This is a genomic window from Mesorhizobium hunchu (genome assembly GCF_040081975.1).
GTDB lineage: Bacteria > Pseudomonadota > Alphaproteobacteria > Rhizobiales > Rhizobiaceae > Mesorhizobium > Mesorhizobium hunchu.
In genome coordinates this window covers 426,265-444,876 of sequence record NZ_JBEBMG010000001.1, presented here as the reverse complement: position 1 = coordinate 444,876, position 18,612 = coordinate 426,265, and the positions used below count along the sequence as shown (strand labels likewise).

General features: G+C 67.1%; 14 protein-coding genes. All 14 read right to left on the bottom strand.

Annotation, left to right across the window (positions count from 1 at the left end; genetic code table 11):
- Positions 1 to 69 precede the first annotated feature (69 nt).
- Positions 70 to 633, bottom strand: a complete 564-nt coding sequence (locus ABMA46_RS02190) for an ActR/PrrA/RegA family redox response regulator transcription factor (protein WP_348997636.1) — start codon at positions 631 to 633, stop codon at positions 70 to 72.
- A gap of 147 nt (positions 634 to 780) precedes the next feature.
- A complete protein-coding gene (locus tag ABMA46_RS02185; protein ID WP_425475674.1) occupies positions 781 to 2,127 on the bottom strand; it encodes an ActS/PrrB/RegB family redox-sensitive histidine kinase in 1,347 nt (448 codons plus the stop codon).
- A 48-nt stretch (positions 2,128 to 2,175) separates the two neighbouring features.
- Positions 2,176 to 4,791, bottom strand: a complete 2,616-nt coding sequence (hrpB, locus tag ABMA46_RS02180) for an ATP-dependent helicase HrpB (RefSeq protein WP_348997635.1) — start codon at positions 4,789 to 4,791, stop codon at positions 2,176 to 2,178.
- Between the two features lie 287 nt (positions 4,792 to 5,078).
- Positions 5,079 to 5,780: an ROK family protein gene (locus ABMA46_RS02175; protein WP_348997634.1), complete on the bottom strand. Its 702-nt coding sequence runs from the start codon at positions 5,778 to 5,780 to the stop codon at positions 5,079 to 5,081.
- Positions 5,780 to 7,156, bottom strand: a complete 1,377-nt coding sequence (gene zwf / locus ABMA46_RS02170; RefSeq protein ID WP_348997633.1) for a glucose-6-phosphate dehydrogenase — start codon at positions 7,154 to 7,156, stop codon at positions 5,780 to 5,782. Before zwf ends, ABMA46_RS02175 begins: the two co-directional genes overlap by 1 nt.
- Positions 7,157 to 7,165: 9 nt before the next feature.
- Positions 7,166 to 8,170 (bottom strand): phosphogluconate dehydrogenase (NAD(+)-dependent, decarboxylating), encoded by a 1,005-nt coding sequence (gene gnd / locus ABMA46_RS02165; RefSeq protein ID WP_348997632.1) that lies wholly within the window; start codon positions 8,168 to 8,170, stop codon positions 7,166 to 7,168.
- A gap of 33 nt (positions 8,171 to 8,203) precedes the next feature.
- The gene (locus ABMA46_RS02160) at positions 8,204 to 10,621 is read right to left on the bottom strand and encodes a glucan 1,4-alpha-glucosidase (protein ID WP_348997631.1); all 2,418 of its coding nucleotides are present in this window, start codon (positions 10,619 to 10,621) and stop codon (positions 8,204 to 8,206) included.
- Positions 10,622 to 10,742: 121 nt separating this feature from the next.
- Complete coding sequence (locus ABMA46_RS02155; RefSeq protein ID WP_348997630.1) at positions 10,743 to 11,657, bottom strand: D-alanyl-D-alanine carboxypeptidase family protein; 915 nt, start codon at positions 11,655 to 11,657, stop codon at positions 10,743 to 10,745.
- 115 nt (positions 11,658 to 11,772) lie between these two features.
- On the bottom strand, positions 11,773 to 13,359 hold the full coding sequence (locus ABMA46_RS02150) for an FGGY-family carbohydrate kinase (RefSeq protein ID WP_348997629.1): 1,587 nt from the start codon (positions 13,357 to 13,359) through the stop codon (positions 11,773 to 11,775).
- A complete protein-coding gene (locus ABMA46_RS02145; protein ID WP_348997628.1) occupies positions 13,356 to 14,039 on the bottom strand; it encodes an HAD family hydrolase in 684 nt (227 codons plus the stop codon). The genes ABMA46_RS02150 and ABMA46_RS02145 overlap by 4 nt, the downstream gene beginning before the upstream one ends.
- 15 nt (positions 14,040 to 14,054) lie before the next feature.
- Positions 14,055 to 15,533, bottom strand: coding sequence for a mannitol dehydrogenase family protein (locus tag ABMA46_RS02140; RefSeq protein ID WP_348997627.1), 1,479 nt, complete (start codon positions 15,531 to 15,533; stop codon positions 14,055 to 14,057).
- A gap of 231 nt (positions 15,534 to 15,764) precedes the next feature.
- On the bottom strand, positions 15,765 to 16,766 hold the full coding sequence (locus ABMA46_RS02135) for an ABC transporter ATP-binding protein (RefSeq protein WP_348997626.1): 1,002 nt from the start codon (positions 16,764 to 16,766) through the stop codon (positions 15,765 to 15,767).
- Between the two features lie 77 nt (positions 16,767 to 16,843).
- Entirely contained in the window at positions 16,844 to 17,668 is an 825-nt protein-coding gene (locus tag ABMA46_RS02130) for a carbohydrate ABC transporter permease (RefSeq protein ID WP_348997625.1), read from the bottom strand.
- A gap of 10 nt (positions 17,669 to 17,678) precedes the next feature.
- Positions 17,679 to 18,551, bottom strand: a complete 873-nt coding sequence (locus ABMA46_RS02125) for a carbohydrate ABC transporter permease (protein WP_348997624.1) — start codon at positions 18,549 to 18,551, stop codon at positions 17,679 to 17,681.
- Positions 18,552 to 18,612 lie beyond the last annotated feature (61 nt).

Sequence of the window (18,612 nt, the reverse complement as noted above, 5' to 3'; positions counted from 1 at the left end):
GTCGCAAGTCGTTTCGATGCATGGCGCGGCAGGCTATGCGCCTGCGGTGCCGCCTCTTCGTCCCGACGTTCAGCGCGGGGCGCGCTTGGCCAGGATGCGCTGCAGGGTGCGGCGGTGCATGTTGAGGCGGCGCGCTGTCTCGGAAACGTTGCGCTCGCACATTTCGTAGACACGCTGGATGTGCTCCCAGCGCACGCGATCGGCCGACATCGGATTCTCGGGCGGGGCGGCGCGCTCGCCCGAGGTGCGCGTCAGCGCCGCGAAAATATCGTCGGCGTCGGCGGGCTTGGAAAGGTAGTCGACGGCACCGAGCTTGACCGCGGTGACGGCGGTGGCGATGTTGCCGTAGCCGGTGAGAATGATGGTGCGCGCATCCTCGCGCTTCTCGCGGATGGCGGCCACGACGTCGAGCCCGTTGCCGTCGCCCAGCCGCATGTCGACCACCGCATAGGCGGGCGGATTGGCCCGCGCCTTGACGACCGCCTCCTCGACGCTCTCCGCCGTATCGACCGTAAAGCCGCGGCTTTCCATGGCGCGCGCCAGCCGGGTGAGAAAGGGCTTGTCGTCCTCGACGATCAGCAACGAGGTATCCCCGCCCGTCACCATCGTCGCGCTGCCTTCGTCGCCCGTCATCGTTCCTGCATCCGTTTTCAGTTCCAATATCGTTGTTGGGCAGCGCTGTCCAATTTTTGAGCAACCTTGCATTGGGCCACGGTCAGGCGCCCGTGCGAAGCCCAGGGACCAACCTAGGGATCGAGCCTGAGGATCAGGCCCGCGGGATCAGGCAACGTCGATCGCGCTGGCCCCGGCGCTGTCGGGATTGACGAAAGCCGCGCGCGGCCAATCGATCTCGACCATCGCCCCCTCGCCGAGGCCGGCGGAATTGCGAAAGCCGATCCGAGCGCCGGACCGCTCGATCAGCGTCTTGGCGATGAACAGGCCGAGCCCCAGCCCGCCGCCGCGTTCGGCGGTCGGAGGCCGGGTCGACATATAGGGCTCGCCGATACGGTCGATCACTTCGGCCGGGAATCCGGGGCCGTCGTCGACGATCGTCAGACCGACATGGTCCTCGTCCCAGCGCCAGTGGACGGTCACCGTCGAGCGGGCGAAGTCCACGGCGTTCTCGACGAGATTGCCGAGACCATAGATGACGCCGGGATTGCGCCGGGCGATCGGCTCGGCACCGGCCCGGTCGCCCGGCTTCAGCTCGATGGCAATGCCGAAGTCGCGGTGCGGCGCCGTCACCTCTTCGACCAGCGAGGTCAGCGGCAGGCGCGCCATATGGGCCTCGTTCTCCGACGACAGGCTGGTTAGGCGCTTCAGGATCTCGCGGCAGCGCTCGCTCTGCGAGCGCAGCAGGGTCACGTCGTCATGATAGCGGGAATCGATCCCCAGGCCCTTCTCCATCTCGCGGGCCACGAGCGTGATGGTGGCGAGCGGCGTTCCCAATTCATGCGCGGCGGCGGCCGCCAGTCCGTCGAGCGCCGACAGATGCTGCTCACGTTGCAGCACGAGTTCGGTGGCGGCGAGCGCGTCGGCCAGCAGGCGCGCCTCCTGCGCGACGCGAAAGGCATAGATGCCGCTGAAGGCGATGGAGGACAACACCGCCAGCCAGATGCCCGCGACATAGATGGAAGGCATTTCGAGCGGCGCGGCGGCCTCCCAAGGCAACGGCCTGTGCCAGAAGGCGAGCAGCGTCGCCAAGATCATCACCAGCGTGCCGAGGAAGGCCGTGAGCCGCAGCGACAGCGAGGTCGCGGAAATGACCACCGGCACGCTCATCAGCAGCGAGAAGGGATTGGTCAGCCCGCCGGTGAGATAGAGCAGGCCGGCGAGTTGCAGACTGTCGAAGACGAGGATGCCCAGCGCCGCCGCCGGGCTCAGCCGGTGCGCCGCCGGATAACGGAAGGCAAACAGGAGATTCAGCCAGGCCGAGGCAGCGATGAGCGCGAAACACGCGCCCACCGGCATGGGAAAGCGAAGCCCGTAGGCGACGGTGACGACCGCCACGCTCTGGCCGACGATGGCCAGCCAGCGCAGGCGGATCAGCGTGTTGAGACGCAGCCTGTGGCTGACTTGGGGATCGGGCGGGCGCTGGATGGTGCTCATTGCCGAGGCATAGATCATTTTGCGGCCGGACGGTATCGTCCGGCTTGCAGGCGGTTTTGGCGGCGCTCAACCCCCGCGCGGCTTGGCCCGACTGGTCGCCGTCGCCTCCAGCGGATTTTCCGGCCACACATGCCTGGGGTAGCGGCCGCGCATGTCGGCGCGCACGTCGGCCCAGGAGCCGCGCCAGAAGCCGGGCAGATCGCGCGTGGTCTGGATCGGCCGGTGCGCCGGCGACAGCAGTTCGAGCGTCAACGGCACGGTCCCGCCGACGATCGACGGATGGCGGTCGAGACCGAACAGTTCCTGCACCCGGATCGCCAGAACGGGCGCCTCGCCGTCATAGCGGATCGGCACACGGCTGCCCGACGGCGCATCGAAATGCGTCGGCGCCAATTGCCCGATCCTGCGCTGAAGGTCGTGCGGCACAAGAGCCGTCAGTCCCTCTTCGATCGCGCCGGGACGGATCGAGGCGATCGCCGGCTCGCCGACGAGATAAGGCGCCAGCCAGTCATCCAGCCGCCCGGCGAGAGCGGCGTCGGAAACGTCGGGCCAGGGCGCACCGAGCCCGCGATTCAGCCAGGCGAGGCGGTTGCGGAGCGCTTGCGCCTCCTTGCCCCACGGCAGCAGCGAGAGGCCGTGCTCGCGCACCGCGTCGAGAAGCGCGCGATCGGCTTCGGCGCCGGACGGGGCCGGAAGCGTTCGCTGCGACAGCACGATAGCGCCGAGACATGCCGTCTCGCGCACCCGCACGGCGCCCTTTTCGCGGTCGAAAGCGGTTTCGCGCCGCCGCTCGATATGGTCGCCAAGATGCGCCACGATGGCCTCCTCCGTCACAGGCGCGGCGGCGGTGATGCGCGCATTCTGCGCCCGTCCGGCAAGGTCGGCGACCACGAGCCAAGTCTCGCCGGCCAGCGGATCGGCGACGTCGAGCATCGCGCCGGACCCGTTGGCGAGGACGAAGCGTCCCCGCTCGCCCCGCGCCCTGGCGACGCGGTCGGGCCAGGCGTGGAGAAGGAGAGTGCCGGGGGATTCTGCCGCCTCCCTTGAGGGGATGGCGGCGGCAGAGGTTGCGTCAAGGCGCGCCGGTTTACCCCCACCCCTGGCCCCTCCCCTCAAGGGGGAGGGGAAGCCGCCGCCCGCCAAGTCCTCCTCCCTGTTGCGGGGAGGGATTAGGGGGGAGGGTGTTCCTGATGCTTCATATGAAAGGGAGGCACTCCTCGCCAACCGTTGCGCCAATTGCCGCGCCGCATTGGCGCGGGGCGAGCGTTCGCCGCGAAAGCGCATCAGCCGCCGTTCGAGATCGACTGCGTCGCCACCAAGGCCGCGTTCGGTCAGGAGCACGGCAAGTTCGGCCGCCGCGCCCGCCTCTCCCGCCTTTGCTGCTTCCGCCACCATATGCGCCAGCCGCGGCGGCAAGGCGAGCCCGCGCATGGCGGCGCCGGCTTCGGTCAACCGACCGGCACCGTCGACGGCTTCAAGCGCCGCAAGCAGGCTTCGCGCTTCAGCGAGCGCCGGAGCCGGCGGCGGATCGAGAAAAGACAGGCTCGCCGGATCGGCCACGCCGAAAGCGGCACAGTCGAGCATGAGGCCCGACAGGTCGGCCTCCAGGATTTCGGGAGGCGTGAAGGCCGGCATCGCCGCCGTCTGCTCGGCACGCCAGAGACGAATGGCGACGCCGGGCCCGGTGCGGCCGGCGCGGCCGGCGCGCTGGTCGGCCGAGGCGCGCGAGACGCGCACCGTCTCCAGCCGGGTCAGCCCCGACGCCGGCTCGTATTTCGGCAGGCGCGACAGGCCGCTGTCGATAACGACGCGCACCCCGTCGATGGTGATGGAGGTTTCGGCGATGGCCGTTGCCAGCACCACCTTGCGGCGGCCGGCGGGCGGCGGGCGGATCGCAGCGTCCTGCGCTTTCGCGTCGAGCTGGCCATAGAGCGTGACGAGGTCCGTATCGGCGGGCAGCCGCCCCTGCAGGCGCTCGGCAGTGCGCTCGATCTCGCGCTGGCCGGGCAGGAAGGCGAGCACGGCGCCGGCCTCGTCGCCCAACGCCGCGCGCACCGCCTTCGCCATCGCGTCCTCTATCGGCTCGCCGGCCGCACGCTCGCGGTAGCGGATGTCGACGGGATAGGCGCGGCCCGCGCTCTCGAGCACCGGCGCGCCGGACAGGAGCGTTCCGACCCGCGCGCCGTCCAGCGTCGCCGACATGACCACGAGGCGCAGGTCCGGCCTGAGCGCGCCGCGTATGTCGAGCGCCAGGGCAAGGCCGAAATCGCCGTCCAGCGAGCGCTCGTGGAACTCATCGAAGATCACCGCCGCGACGCCGGCCAGTTCCGGGTCGACGAGGATCATGCGCGACAGCACGCCTTCGGTGACGACCAGGATCCTGGTGCGCCGGGACGTGCGGTTCTCCATGCGCATGGCGTAGCCGACGGTTTCGCCGACCTCCTCGCCGAGCAGGGCCGCCATGCGGCGCGCCGCCGCGCGGGCGGCGAGACGGCGCGGCTCGAGAAGCACGATCCGGCCTTCGCCCCGCCAAGCCGCGTCGAGCAGCGCCAGCGGCACCAGCGTGGTCTTGCCGGCGCCGGGCGGCGCGACGAGCACGGCCGCGCCCTGCTGTTCGAGCGCCGCCCGCAAGGCAGGTAACACCTCGCTGACGGGAAGCCGCGGCAGGACAGGAGCGGACATGGATTCTTGCTCGGTTTCGAGGCGACGGCTTACCAGCGGCAACGGGCGCACCGCAACCGTGTCGATGCGGCCGCAGGCTGCGCCGGCGAGAACAGGGCGCGATCAGGCGCAACAAATTTCCGGCCAGCCGGGAAAAATTAGGTCTTTTTCCTTCGCGAAGTCCGGGCCGAACTGGGATGATACGACTTCGCTCGGCCATGCTCCCGTCCGGTCGGGCGATTCCCTCTGAATGGCTTTGACGCCTTCTCGCCGGCTGTTTTCACAGCCGGCTCTTTTTTGACCTGTCGTCAGATGACCAGTGTCGAATCCTGCCAGAGGCGGAAACCGCCCTTGAAGGCGTTTTCGTTGTCGCCGCGGCGAGCGTTTGGCGGCAGTTCATCGAGCTTATCGACATTGCCGCCGCCGATGACGACGTAGTCGGCCTGCAACGCCGCAGACAGGCGCTCGGTCACGTCGAACACGTATCCGCGCCATTTCTTCTTGCCGCGCTTGTCCAGCCCTCGTTCGCCGACATAGGCCTCGAAGCTCTTCCCTTTCCTGTAGGGCAGGTGCGCCAGTTCCATCGGCAACCCGACGTTCTCCGCGATCACGGCCGCGCCCAGTCCGGTGCCGAGGCCGAGAAACAGCATGCGGCCGCCCTCGTAGGAGCCGATCGCCTGCATCAGCGCGTCGTTGACGACCCTGACCGGCTTGCCGAACGCCGCCTCGAAATCGCAGCCGACCCAGCCCTTGCCCAGATTATGCGGCTCCAGCGTGATACGGTTGCGCACCACCGGACCGGGATAGCCGATCGCGATGGCGTCGAAGACGAGGTCTTGCGCCATCGTCTTGACCTTTCCGATCATCTGACCGGCACTCATGTTCGGACCGGACTCGACCCTGCGCTCGTCGCCGCCGCTGCTCAGCCTGATCTTGACGTGTGAGCCGCCGACATCGACGGCCAGCACGACTTTTTCGGCATCCGCCGTTTTCCGCTTCGCCGTCGCCATCACGCCTCCGGATCGATCCAGCCGTTGGGCGGGGCGAAGTCCTTCATGGCCTCCGCCGGCCCCCAGGTGCCCTTCTTGTAGGGAGCGGGCGGCTGCTGTTCATCGAGCACCGGGCCGACGATGCGCCAGGCGATCTCGCTGGCGTCCTGGCGCGTGAAAAGCTGACTGTTGCCGTTCATGGCGTCGCCGATCAGCCGCTCGTACGGCTCCATGTCGCCGGTCGCATCGTCCATGGCGGTCAGTTCGACCTGCTCGCCGACCATCTCGTCGCCCGGCGCCTTGCGGCGCGCGCCGATGCTGATCGCCACTTCGGGGCTGATGCGGAAGCGCACGTAATTGCCCTGGTTGCGCTTGAACTGGTCGAAGACGGCGAGCGGCGGGCGCCTGAGCTGCACCACCACCTCGGTGGCGCGGACCGGCAGGTTCTTTCCCGCGCGGATGAAGAAGGGCACGTCCTGCCAGCGCCAGGTATCGACGAAGAAGCGCACGGCGGCGAAGGTCTCCACCGTCGAACCGGGTTTCACGCCCGGTTCCTTGAGATAGCCGTCGAACTGGCCGCGCACGACGTCGTCCGTGGTCAGCGTGCGCACCGCCTTCAGCACCTGCACCTTCTCGTCGATCAGGTCGTCAGATTCCTGGCTGATCGGCGGCTCCATGGCGAGCAGCAGGAGCACATTGAGCAGATGGTTCTGGATGACGTCGCGGATCGCTCCGACTTCGTCGTAGAACTTGCCGCGTCCTTCCACGCCGAAATCCTCGGCCATGGTGATCTGGACGCTCTCGACATAGTTGCGGTTCCAGATCGGCTCCAGGAAGGAATTGGCGAAACGAAAGTAGAGGATGTTCTGGATCGCCTCCTTGCCGAGATAATGGTCGATGCGGAAGATCGCCTTCTCCTCAAAGACAAGGTGCAATACCCGGTTCAGCCAGCGCGCCGACTGGAGGTCGCGGCCGAACGGCTTTTCCACCATCAGCCGGGCGCCATGCGCGCCGCCGGACTGCTCCAGCCCCTGCACCACCGGCTCGAACATAGAGGGCGGCACAGCGAGATAATAGAGCGGGTGCTGGAAGCCTTGCAGCGCCTCCTTGAGCTTGTCGAAGGTCGACTGGTTGCGGTAGTCGCCGCTGACATAGCGCAGCAGGCCGGCGAGCTTCCTGAACACCTTCTCATCGACCTTGCCGACGGCAGCCTCGATGCCGTCATGGGCGCGCTCGACAAGCTTGTCCACCGTCCAGTCGTCATAGGCGATGCCGACGATCGGCTCGGTCAGGCTGCCGCGCGCCACCATGGAATAGAGTGCGGGAAAGATCTTCTTGTGGGCGAGATCGCCGGTGGCGCCGAACAGCACCAGGACGTCGGATCGTGGTTCGCTCATGCCTTGTCCTCAGTCCTTCTTCTCGACATGGCCGCCGAAGGCGAAGCGCATCGCCGAAAGCAGCTTGTCCGCAAACACCGCTTCGCCCTGCGAGGCGAAGCGGTCGAACAGGGCGGACGACAGCACCGGCGCGGGCACGCCGGTATCGATGGCGGCCTTCAGTGTCCAACGGCCTTCGCCGGAATCGGAGACGCGGCCGCCGAATTTCGCCAGCGCCGGATCATCCTTCAGCGCGCCGGCCGTCAGGTCGAGCAGCCAGGAGCCGATCACCGAGCCGTGCCGCCAGACCTCGGCGACCGCCGGCAGGTCGATGTCGAACCGGTAGTATTGCGGCGTCGGCAGCGGGCTGGTCTCGGCGTCGGCAGCGCGCTTCTCCGTGCCGGCGTTGGCCGCTTTCAGGATGTTCATGCCCTCGGCATAGGCGGCCATGACGCCGTATTCGATGCCGTTGTGAACCATCTTGACGAAATGGCCTGCGCCGCTCGGCCCGCAATGGAGGTAGCCGAAGGGCGCGGTGCCGGCGGCCTTGTCCGGCTTGGCGCCCGCATCGGCGCCGGGGGCGAGCGTGGCGAAGATCGGGTCGAGACGCTTCACCGCCCGGTCCGGCCCGCCGATCATCAGGCAGTAGCCGCGATCCAGCCCCCAGACACCGCCGCTGGTGCCAACATCGACGAAGTCGATACCCTTCTTCGCCAGCTCGGCAGCCTGGTCGACCGCGTCGTGGTAGTAGGAATTGCCGCCGTCGATGACGGTGTCGCCCTCGTCCATGAGCGCGGCGACCTCGCCGGCGATTTTGCGGGTGATGGCGGCCGGCAGCATCAGCCAGGCCGCTCGCGGCTTCGACAGTTTTGAAACGAACTCCTCCATCGAGGCGGCGCCGACGGCACCTTCCTTCACCAGCGCTGCCACGGCATCGGCGCTGATGTCGTAGACGACGCATTCGTGTCCGGCGCGCATCAGCCGCCTGACCATGTTGGCGCCCATGCGCCCGAGGCCCATCATTCCGATCTGCATGTCGACGTTCCTGTGGCTGGTGAAAGGATTTGGTTAGCGCCGCTCTTCGTCCGCCGCCGGCGGCTCGATCGCGACGGTAAAATCGATGGTCTCCCAGTGGCCGGCATCAAGCCAGAAGAATGTGAAGATTATTGCGCCATCCCGCCTGTCCGCAACCGGCAGATCGACGAGATGGACGCCGAAGGCGTTTTCCGCGGTCTCGACGTCCTGCGTGGTCGTCCAGTCGTCGGCGCTCCAGTGGATGCGGGCGCGGGCGGAGGTCTCGATGCGCAACAGCTTTCCGGCCGGAAGCGAGCGGATCTTGTGGTTGAAGCGCCAGATGCGCAGCGGCGAGGTCGTCTTTTCCGCAATGTAGCGCGCGACGCCTTGCGGCGGCCTGTCGAAGACGGTGCCGTCGGCCAGCGACCGCAGCAGCTTGACGTGCTCGGCATGCGCCCACACCAGCGGCATGGCGCTGCCGGAAGGCCGGCCGCGCGACAGCTCGCGCTCGGGCATGTCCGGTCCGTCCCAGACCTGCTCGGGGATCAGGCCGCCCTGCCCGGCCGAGCCTTCCAGCGCCGCCAGCAGCCTGCGCGCCTCGTCAGGACGCCCGGCAGCCAGTTCGTAATGCGCGCGCTCACCGGCGAGCAGCGGCCACGGCCTGCCCTGGCCGCTGCCGTCGAAGGGTGCGCCATCGGCGTGTTCGCCATAGCCGTCGTCCGTGTAGCGATACCAGAGCGGTCCCTGCGGCAACGGACAGCGCAGCGTGGCGTCGACGACGCGCACGGTGCCGAGGATGCGCGGATCGTCAGGCGCCCTCAGCCCGAAACGGACCAGCGCCAGCGCGTCCGGGCTCACAACCTGCCGCGCCGGCAGGCTGGACTGACAGGGCGGCCGGTTCTTGATCGGCACGAAGCCGTCCTTCGGCGAGGCGGCGCTGGCGTCGTCCGGCGGGGCGATGCGCACATGGTAACCGTCCACGCCCAGCCGCGCGCACAGTTCCGTGCCTTCGACATAGGTCCAGCGCTCGACCTGATCGTTCCAGCAATCCGCCGTCTCGCGCAGGTAGCGGGCGGCCTCAGGGTCACCGTCGAGGTCGAAGAGGTCGGCGGCCGCGAGCAGCGCCGCGATCTCGACCGCCAGCGTGAAAGGGCTGTAGCCCGGATCCTCCTCCCAGCGATCCTCGCCGGTCACCGGACCATTGGCGACGAGATAAGACGCCGCCCGACGGATCATCGGCATGAAGGGCGCCAGTCCCCGCCGGTCCAGCCCGTCCTTGCGGCGCAGCAGATCGGCCAGCAGGATCGGGAAGGCGCATTCGTCCATCTGGATGCCGTTCCAATAGGTCCTGCCGTCGATCCAGGCATTCTGCGGCCAGCTTCCGTCGGGCCGCTGCAGCGAGCGAAGGTAGTAGAGTACCGTCAGCGCTGCATCGAGATCGCCGGCCGCGACCAGCCCGCCGGCCGTCTCGACCAGGTCGCGCGGCCATACCAGATGGTAGCCGCCGAGATCGTCGTCACCTTTGGAGAAACCCCACGGCACCGACAGGCTGGCGACCGCCGCGCCCGGGGTCGTGCGCGACAGGTGCGCAGCGAGCACCGCCATGGAGACGCGATAGGCGCCCGGCGCGCCGACCTCGTCCAGCGGCGCGAGGCGCTTCTGCCAGTTCCGCCAGCCGCGCAGATAGCGCCGCGACGCCCCTTCGAAACCGGTGTCGAGACTGGCCAGCGCCGCGTCCGCTGCCTTGCCGGCGTCGTCGCCGAAGCCGAGCGCCAGCAGCGCCGTGCCGACACCTTCCGAAAAGCCGATCTCGCCGGTCAGCGCGACGTTGCCGTCGCCCGCGCGCCGCCAGCCGCGATCAAGACGGCCCTCGTGGTAAAGCTGCTGCCAGCCGTCCGAAGCGCCGACATAACCAGCCGAGCAAACGCGCCAGGGCAGGGAGGAGGCGAGCGCCAGCACCGTGCCGCGGCCTGCGGCGAACAGGATCGTGCGGCCGGCATGCTCGCCGATCCAGGCGTCGTTGTGCTTTCCGGCGTTGACCAGATGCGGCGCCAGCAATGCATAGACCCGGTAGTCGCCGGAGTCGCCCTTCAAGGCCGAGAAGCATATCTCCTGCAGGACGACGGGCCGGGCCGGATCCGACAGGACCCGCTTGTCGATGCGCCAGCATCCGTCGAGCGCGGTGTTGGTCAGCCGATAGGCCGGGACTCCTGTTTCGAAGGGTTCGATGGCATGGCCGGCATGACGCTTTTCCTCGGCGAAATAGTCCTTCGGCCCGGTAACGATCAGGCCGAAGTCGCGGATGCAGGCGCAGTCGAGGTCGGGATAGTAGACTTCGTTGAGGATGCCGTGGCTGAGCGTGAACCAGACGGGGCTTTCGCGCGTCAGCGCCGTGCCGACACCCGTCTTGGCGCTCGACGTCCAGCGGGGGTCTATCCCCGGTGCGCCAGGCGCTTCCGTCGATGCAACCATATCGTGCGGTTCCTGCAACTCCAAGCCGAAGCTCATTTAGAGCAGGAGAGGCACGGGAGCCAGCATGGCGGGACTCACGCGCCGATCACCATGTCGCGAGCCATGGCCCGATGAAAAGCGGTCAAAGACCCGGGAGCGACTCTGTTGGCTCTGTCGGTTGGTCGGCGAAAACCAGACGGGGATCGCCGGGCGAGGACGACAGCGCGCGCCGCAGCAGCGCCTCGGCGTGGGCGTTGCGCTGACGGGCGCTGTCGGCGCCCATCACGACGACGACGATCTGGCGGCCGTTCAGGCTGTAGGAGGTGACGATGTTGAAGCCGGAGGCGCGGATATAGCCGGTCTTGATGCCGTCGACGCCGGGCACGCGGCCGAGCATGTCGTTATGGCCCTTCACCAGCCTGCCGCGGAACATGAAATCTTTGGCGGAAAAATAGTAATAATATTGCGGGAAGCGCTGGCGCAGCGCCATGCCGAGCACGGCCATGTCGCGCGCCGTGGTGTGCTGGACCAGACCGTCGTCCGGCAGACCCGAAGCATTGCGGAAGACGGTGTTGCGCATGCCGATCCGGCGCGCCTTGGCCGTCATCATGGCGGCGAACTGCTCCTCGCTGCCGCCGAGATACTCACCGATCGCCACGGCGACGTCGTTCGCCGACTTCACGGTCAACGCGCGGATGGCCGAATCGACGTCGATCGTCTCGCCGGGCCGGAAGCGCAGCTTGGTCGGCGGCTGCGACGCGGCATGAGCGGACACCGGAATCAGCGTCTCCTTGGTGACGCGGCCGGAATCGAGCGCTTCGAACAGCAGATAGAGCGTCATCATCTTGGTCAGCGAGGCCGGATAGCGCGGCGCCGTCGAATTGACCTCGAAGAGCTGCCTGCCGGTGCGCGCGTCAACGACGATGGCGGCGTATTTCTGCGGCGCTGCAGGTACAGCCAGCACGTCGGCGGGCGGCGCCGTGGTGCAGCCGGCCGCGAAGACGACCAGGGCGAGGATGGCAAGGAAGGAGCGGAAAGGCGCGGGGAGGGCTGACACTGGCTGACGGGCGTTGCGTGAGATGGCGGACCCTAGCCTAGCGCGGTTCAGCCGTCCATTTGGTTAACGCGCTTTATGCCGGAGCGTGGCGTGGGTGCAACGGGCCGGTCGGCCGTCAGGTAATGGCGTCGAGCGCCTTGCGATGCCGATGCATTTCCAGGAACACCCGGTAGTCGCGCTCGAAACCAGCGGCGGCGGCCGCGTCGGGCCGACGCGTCCGGCCGTCCTGCCGCATGGCCGCGCAAGCGGCGTCGAGGCCGGGGAACAGGCCCGCGGCCGTGGCCGCGACCATGCCGGTGCCGAGCAGCACCGCCTCGTCGGTCAGCGGCTCGACGACGGCGCAGCCGGTCGCATCGGCGTAAAGCTCCATCAGGAGTGGATTGCGGGTATGGCCACCGGTGATGTGGAGCGTGTCGATCACGTAGCCGTTCTCGTTGAGCGCCTCGAGGACATGGCGCACGCCCAGCGCGATGGCCACCGCCGTTCGCCAGTAGAGCCTGCACAGGCTGTCGAAGGAGGAATCGAGCGTCAGTCCGCTGACGACGCCGACGGCATGCGGATCGGCGAGCGGCGAGCGGTTGCCGTGGAAATCCGGCAGAACATGCAGCCGCGCCGCGAAACCGTCGCCTTCGGCCGCACGCAGTTCGCCGATGCGCGCCGCGATGCGCGTGTGCATGGCGGCATCGGGCTCGCCGCCGGCGGCGTGCACGCGAATGATATGGTCGAGCAGCGCTCCGGTCGCCGACTGGCCGCCCTCCGACAGCCACAAGCCGGGCAGCGCGACGCCGAAATAGGGGCCCCAGACGCCCGCGAAAGGCTGCGGGTCGGGCGACATCGCCATGACGCAGCTCGATGTGCCTGCGATCAGTGCCAAGTGACGGCTGATGCTGGCGGCATCGCTGGCGAAGGCGCCCAGAACGCCCAGCGCGCCGGCATAGGCGTCGATCAGGCCGGCGCCGACGCGGCAGCCCGTCGTCAGTCCGAGAGCCTCCGCCGCCTCAGGCAGGAGCGGGCCGAGATCTGCGCCGACCGGGCTTGCCCTGTCCGGCAGAGCGGCGTGTTCGAACAGGTCGTCGAGGCCGACGCGCTCGAAGAAGTCGCGCCGCCAGCCGTCACGCTCATGCGCGAGATAAGTCCACTTGGCGGTCAGCGTGCATTGCGAGCGCGCCAGCGAGCCGGACGCCTTCCAGGTGAGGAAATCGGCGAGATCGAACAGATGAGCGGCCGCGCGCCAGCTTTCGGGGAGGTTGCGCTTCAGCCACATGAGCTTCGGCGTCTGCATCTCCGGCGACATGACGCCGCCGATATAATCGAGCACCGCATGGCCGGTGGCGGTGCATTCGTCGGCCTGGGCGAGCGCGCGATGGTCGAGCCAGACGACGGTGTCCCAGCGTTTCTCGCCGGTGGTCGACACGCTGACCTGCCTGCCGTCGGCATCGCGCATGACCAGGGAACAGGTTGCGTCGAAGGAGATGCCGCCCACCGAGCCCAGCGGGACATTGGCCACGGCAAGCGCGTCCCGCACCGCAGCGCAGACGGCTGCCCAGATATTTTCCGAATCATGTTCGGCGTGATTCGGCCGCGGCTGGTTCAGCAGGATCGGACGATGCGCGCGGCCGAGCAGACGGCCGGCCGGATCGAGTATGCCGGCGCGGGCGCTTCCCGTACCGACATCGACCGCGCAAACATAGGTTTGGTTCAAGATGCCTGTTCTCTCGCTCCCAATGCCGCGACCAGCCGTGGCAGGTGCAGCATGTCAGCGAATATAAGGTCAGGGCCACTCGACGCAAGCCGTTCGGGAAAGGCCGCGCCCGAGGCATGTGAGCCGCCCGTGAAACCGAAGACCCGCATGCCGGCCGCACGCGCGGCAGTCACGCCGGCCGGGCTGTCCTCGATGACGAGACAGGCTTCGGGCGCGACGCCCATGACACGAGCGGCATGGAGGAAAACGTCCGGCGCCGGCTTTCCCCGCTCCACCATGCCGGCGCTGAACAGATGCGGCTCGAAGAACGGCAGCAGCCCGGTAACTTCCAGCGCATAGCGGATCCGGTCAGGCGAACCGGACGACGCCACACAGCGCCGGGACGGGATCGCGGCGAGCGATTCGGCGAGACCCGGCATCGGCCGTAGTTGTTCACGAAAGCGGCGCATCAGGTCGACGCGCATGCCGGTCAGGTCGGCGTCGGACAGCGCGAGGCCGAACTCCGCGGCGAGGATTTCACGGACGCTGGCAATGCTGCGCCCGAGGAAGCGTTCATGGGCCACGTCCTCGGCCACGGCACCGCCGGCGCGGCCGATCATCGCCAGCAGCGCGCCGATCGACAGCGCCTCGGAATCGACCAGCACGCCGTCGCAGTCGAAGATCAGAAGATCGGGACCCACGGCGAACCGCCGCGCTCAAAGCCTGCCGGCGAGATAGCGCGTCAGCGTCTCGCGCGCGCCGTGCGCCCACAGGATACGCAGCGCATGGGAGAAGGCCTCGACGAATGCCGGCGAACGGCCGACTTCGCCATAGATGTCCTCCATGGCGAGCCAGGCGGCGGGATCGTCCTTTGCCTTGGCGGCAGTCGCCTGCATGCGGTCCCAGTTCGGATCGTTCGGTTCGATCACGGCGCCCGAATCCGTGGTGCCGAAGCAGTAGCGGCACCAAAGCGCCGATTCCAGCGCAAGCCCGAGCGTGCTTTTGCCCGCTTTCAGCCGATCCGCGATGGTGGGGATGATGAATTTCGGCTGGCGGTTGGAGCCGTCGAGACAGAGCCGGCGCACCGTGTCGCCGATCCTTGGATTTGAGAAGCGCTGGTCGATGAGCTTGAAATAACCCTCCAGGCTTGTGTTCGGCACCGGCGGCACCACTGGAATGATCTCGTCGCGCTCGACCTTTTCCAGGAAGGCGCGCACCAGCGGCTCCTGCATCGCTTCGTGGACGAAATGGATGTCCATCAGCCCGGCCGGATAGGCAATGACGGCATGGCCGCCGTTGAGGATGCGGATCTTCATCAGCTCCCAGGGCGAGACGTCGTCGACGAACTGCACGCCGACCTTTTCCAGCGGCGGCCGGCCGTCGGTGAAACGGTCTTCCAGCACCCATTGCCGGAAGGGCTCGCAGAAGACCGGCCAGGCGTCCTCGACGCCGAACTCGTCGGCGAGGATTTTCCGTTCGCGGTCGCTGGTGGCCGGCGTGATGCGATCGACCATCGAGTTCGGGAAGGCCACGTTGTCGCGCACCCAGACGGCGAGATCCTCGTCGACAAGCTCGGCCAGGCCGCCGATCGCCTCTGCGGTGACGCGGCCATTATGCGGGATGTTGTCGCAGGACATGACGGTGAAAGGAACGATGCCATCGGCGCGCCGGCGCATCAGGCCCGCCAGAATCAGGCCGAACACGGTCTTCGGCGCTGCGATGTCTTGCGCGTCCGCGACGATCTCGGGATGCGCCGGATTGAAATGACCCGACGCCGGATCGATGAAATAGCCGCCTTCGGTGATGGTCATCGAAACGATCCTGATGTCCGGAGCGGCCAGCCTGTCAATGATGGCCGCGGCATCGCCCGGCGTGACGAAATCCACCATCGATCCGGTGACGCGCGCGGCCATGTGGCCTTCGTCCTGCTCGACGACCGTGGTCAGCCAGTCCTGCGCCTCAAGGACGGCGCGGCCCTTCTTCTCGCCCTCGAAAACGCCGGCACCGACCAGCGCCCAGTCATGGCCGAGGCCGAGATTGAACAGGTCGTCAAGATAGACGGCCTGGTGGGCGCGGTGGAAGTTGCCGACACCGAAATGAACGATGCCGCCCTTGAGCGCCGCACGCTCGTATTTCGGCCTGGCCACCTGGGAGGGGAGGGAAGGCAGGCTGGACAGCGAGAGTTTCGTGGTCATTTTCGATATGCCTTCCCATTCACCTTTCGGGTCGTTGTGGCACCCGTTTGCAGCCTCACCATGAACTGGAGAAGACGAGGCGGCCGTCCCGCTTCGGCCCATCCATTGGCCGCCATCATTGCTTCGGGCACTCCCTTATTCGGCCCTTGCCCGACCTGCCGCCGGCGAGAGGCGGAACCGGGTTCTGGACCGGCGGCCGGAGCCGATCTGCCTTGCGGCTGCATGGCGACCCTACCGGAGCGCCTTGCCCTGTTCGTCGAAGCGGTGGAGCCGCTTGGCATCGGGCGTCAGGTAGACGGTGTCCCCCTCGGCGACGGCAAGCTCGCCGTCGACACGCACATTGATGGTTCCCTGGTCGTCGGTATGAATGTGAAGGAACGTGTCAGAGCCGAGATGCTCGGCGACGCCGACGACGCCTTTCCATTCACCGGCAGTGGTGGAGATGGCGACATGTTCCGGGCGGACGCCGATCCGCGCGGCGTCGCGCTTGCGCGCCGGCTCGCCGTCGATGAAATTCATGCGCGGCGAGCCGATGAAGCCGGCGACGAACAGGTTGCTGGGGCTGCGGTAAAGCTCCAGCGGCGAGCCGACCTGCTCGATGTTGCCGGCGTTGAGCACCACGATCTTGTCGGCCATGGTCATCGCCTCGACCTGGTCGTGAGTGACGTATACCATCGTCGTCTTGAGCTGCTGGTGCAGTTCGGAAATCTCCAGTCGCATGGTGCCGCGCAGCGCGGCGTCGAGGTTCGACAGCGGCTCGTCGAACAGGAAGGCGCTCGGCTGGCGCACGATGGCGCGGCCGATGGCGACGCGCTGGCGCTGGCCGCCGGAGAGCTGGCCCGGCCGGCGCTCGAGATAGTTGGTCAGGTTGAGCACGCGGGCGGCGTCCTTCACCTTCTGGTCGATCACCTCCTGCTTCTCGCCGGCCATCTTGAGCGGGAAGGCGATGTTCTTGGCCACCGTCATGTGCGGATAGAGCGCGTAGGACTGGAACACCATCGCGAGCTTGCGCTTCGCCGGCGCCTCGTTGGTGACGTCGCGGCCGTCGATCATGATCGTGCCGCTGGTCAAGTCCTCCAGCCCCGCGATCAGGCGCAGCAGGGTCGACTTGCCGCAGCCGGACGGGCCAACGAAGACCACGAACTCGCCATCGGCGATATCGAGGTCGATGTCGGGAATGATGGTCGTCGCGCCGAACGACTTGTGAACGTTTTTCAGGACGATGTTGCCCATGATTCCCTCCCGGAAAATCGCTGCTGCCGGGGGCTTCGCGCCCCGGCGTTTCGCACGCTATTGCACCGCGCCGCCAATCACTTGACCGCGCCGAAGGTCAGGCCGCGCACCAGTTGCTTCTGGCTGAACCAGCCCAGGATCAGGATCGGTGCGATGGCCAGAGTCGAGGCGGCGGAAAGCTTTGCCCAGAACAGCCCCTGCGGGCTGGAGAAGGCGGTGATGAAGGCGGTCAGCGGCGCCGCGTTGATGGTGGTCAGGCGGATGGTCCAGAACGCCTCGTTCCAGGCGAGGATGATGTTGAGCAGCATGGTCGAGGCGATGCCCGGAACGGCCATCGGGGTGAGCACGTAAACGATCTCGCCCCACAGCGTGGCGCCGTCCATGCGCGCCGCCTCCAGGATCTCGCCGGGAATCTCGCGGAAGTAGGTGTAGAGCATCCACACCACGATCGGCAGGTTGATCAGCATCAGCATGATCGTCAGCCCGATGCGGCTGTCGAGCAGTCCCCAGTCGCGGAAGATGATGTAGATCGGAAACAGCACCGCGACCGCCGGCATCATCTTGGTGGACAGCATCCACATGAGAATGTCCTTGGTGCGCCGGGTCGGCGAGAACGCCATCGACCATGCCGCCGGGATCGCCACGATCAGGGCGAGGATGGTGGATCCGACCGACAGGATGACGGAGTTCAGGAAGAACTTGAAATAGCCGCTCTGCGACTGGACGTCGGCGTAGCTCTGCAGCGTCCCCGAGGGGATCAGGCTGAAGCCCTGAATCGCCTCCTGCTCCGTCTTGAAGGAGGTGATGATCGTGTAGAGGATCGGAAAGAAGATCAGCAGGGCGACGATCCAGGCCGCTATCGTCGCGACTGTCTTGTGCCTGTTGGTAACGGTGCGCGCCATGTCTGCCTCCCTACTTGTCCAGATTCTTGCCGACCGCGCGCATGGCGAAGAAGGCAACGATGTTGGCGAGGATGACGGCGATGATGCCGCCGGCAGACGCCTGGCCGATTTTGAATTCGAGCAGGGCCTTCTGGTAGACGAGGAAAGGCAGGTTGGTGGACGCGTAGCCCGGTCCGCCATTGGTGGTCACGAGGATCTCGGCATAGACCGACAGTAGGAAGATCGTCTGGATCAGCACCACCACGGTGATCGCGCGCGACAGATGCGGCAGCGTCAGATACCAGAAGCGGGCAAGGAAGCCGGCGCCGTCCATCTCCGCCGCCTCCTTCTGCTCGCCGTCGAGCGACTGCAGCGAGGTGAGCAGGATCAGAGTGGCGAAGGGCAGCCACTGCCAGGCGACGATGATGATGATGGAGGTGAGCGGCAGGTCTGCGAACCAGTCGATCGGCCGGGCGCCGAAAAATCGCGCTATGTCGGCGAAGACGCCGTAGCCGGGGTGCATGATCATGTTCTTCCACACCAGCGCCGCGACCGGCGGCATGACGAAGAAGGGGGAGATGACCAGGATGCGCACGATGCCCTGGCCCCACATGGGCTGGTCGAGCAGCAGCGCCAGAAGGATTCCGCCGACGATGGTGATGGCCAGCACCGCCACGACGATGATCAGCGTGTTGAGGATCGCGGTGATGAAAGCGGGATTGTGGAAGAACAGCGCGTAGTTGGCGAAGCCAATGAAGCCGTCACGGATCGGGTTCAGCGGATTCTTCTGCTGGAACGAATACCACAGCGTCATCGCCAGCGGCACGATCATCCAGACAAGCAGGAGGATGACCGAGGGCGCCATCATGAAGCGCGCAAGCGAACTGGTCTGCCTCGTCGCCATGGCAGTCACTCCCTATCGAACGGCCGAACGGATTGTCCTTCAATCGGTCCCGGAAGTCTGA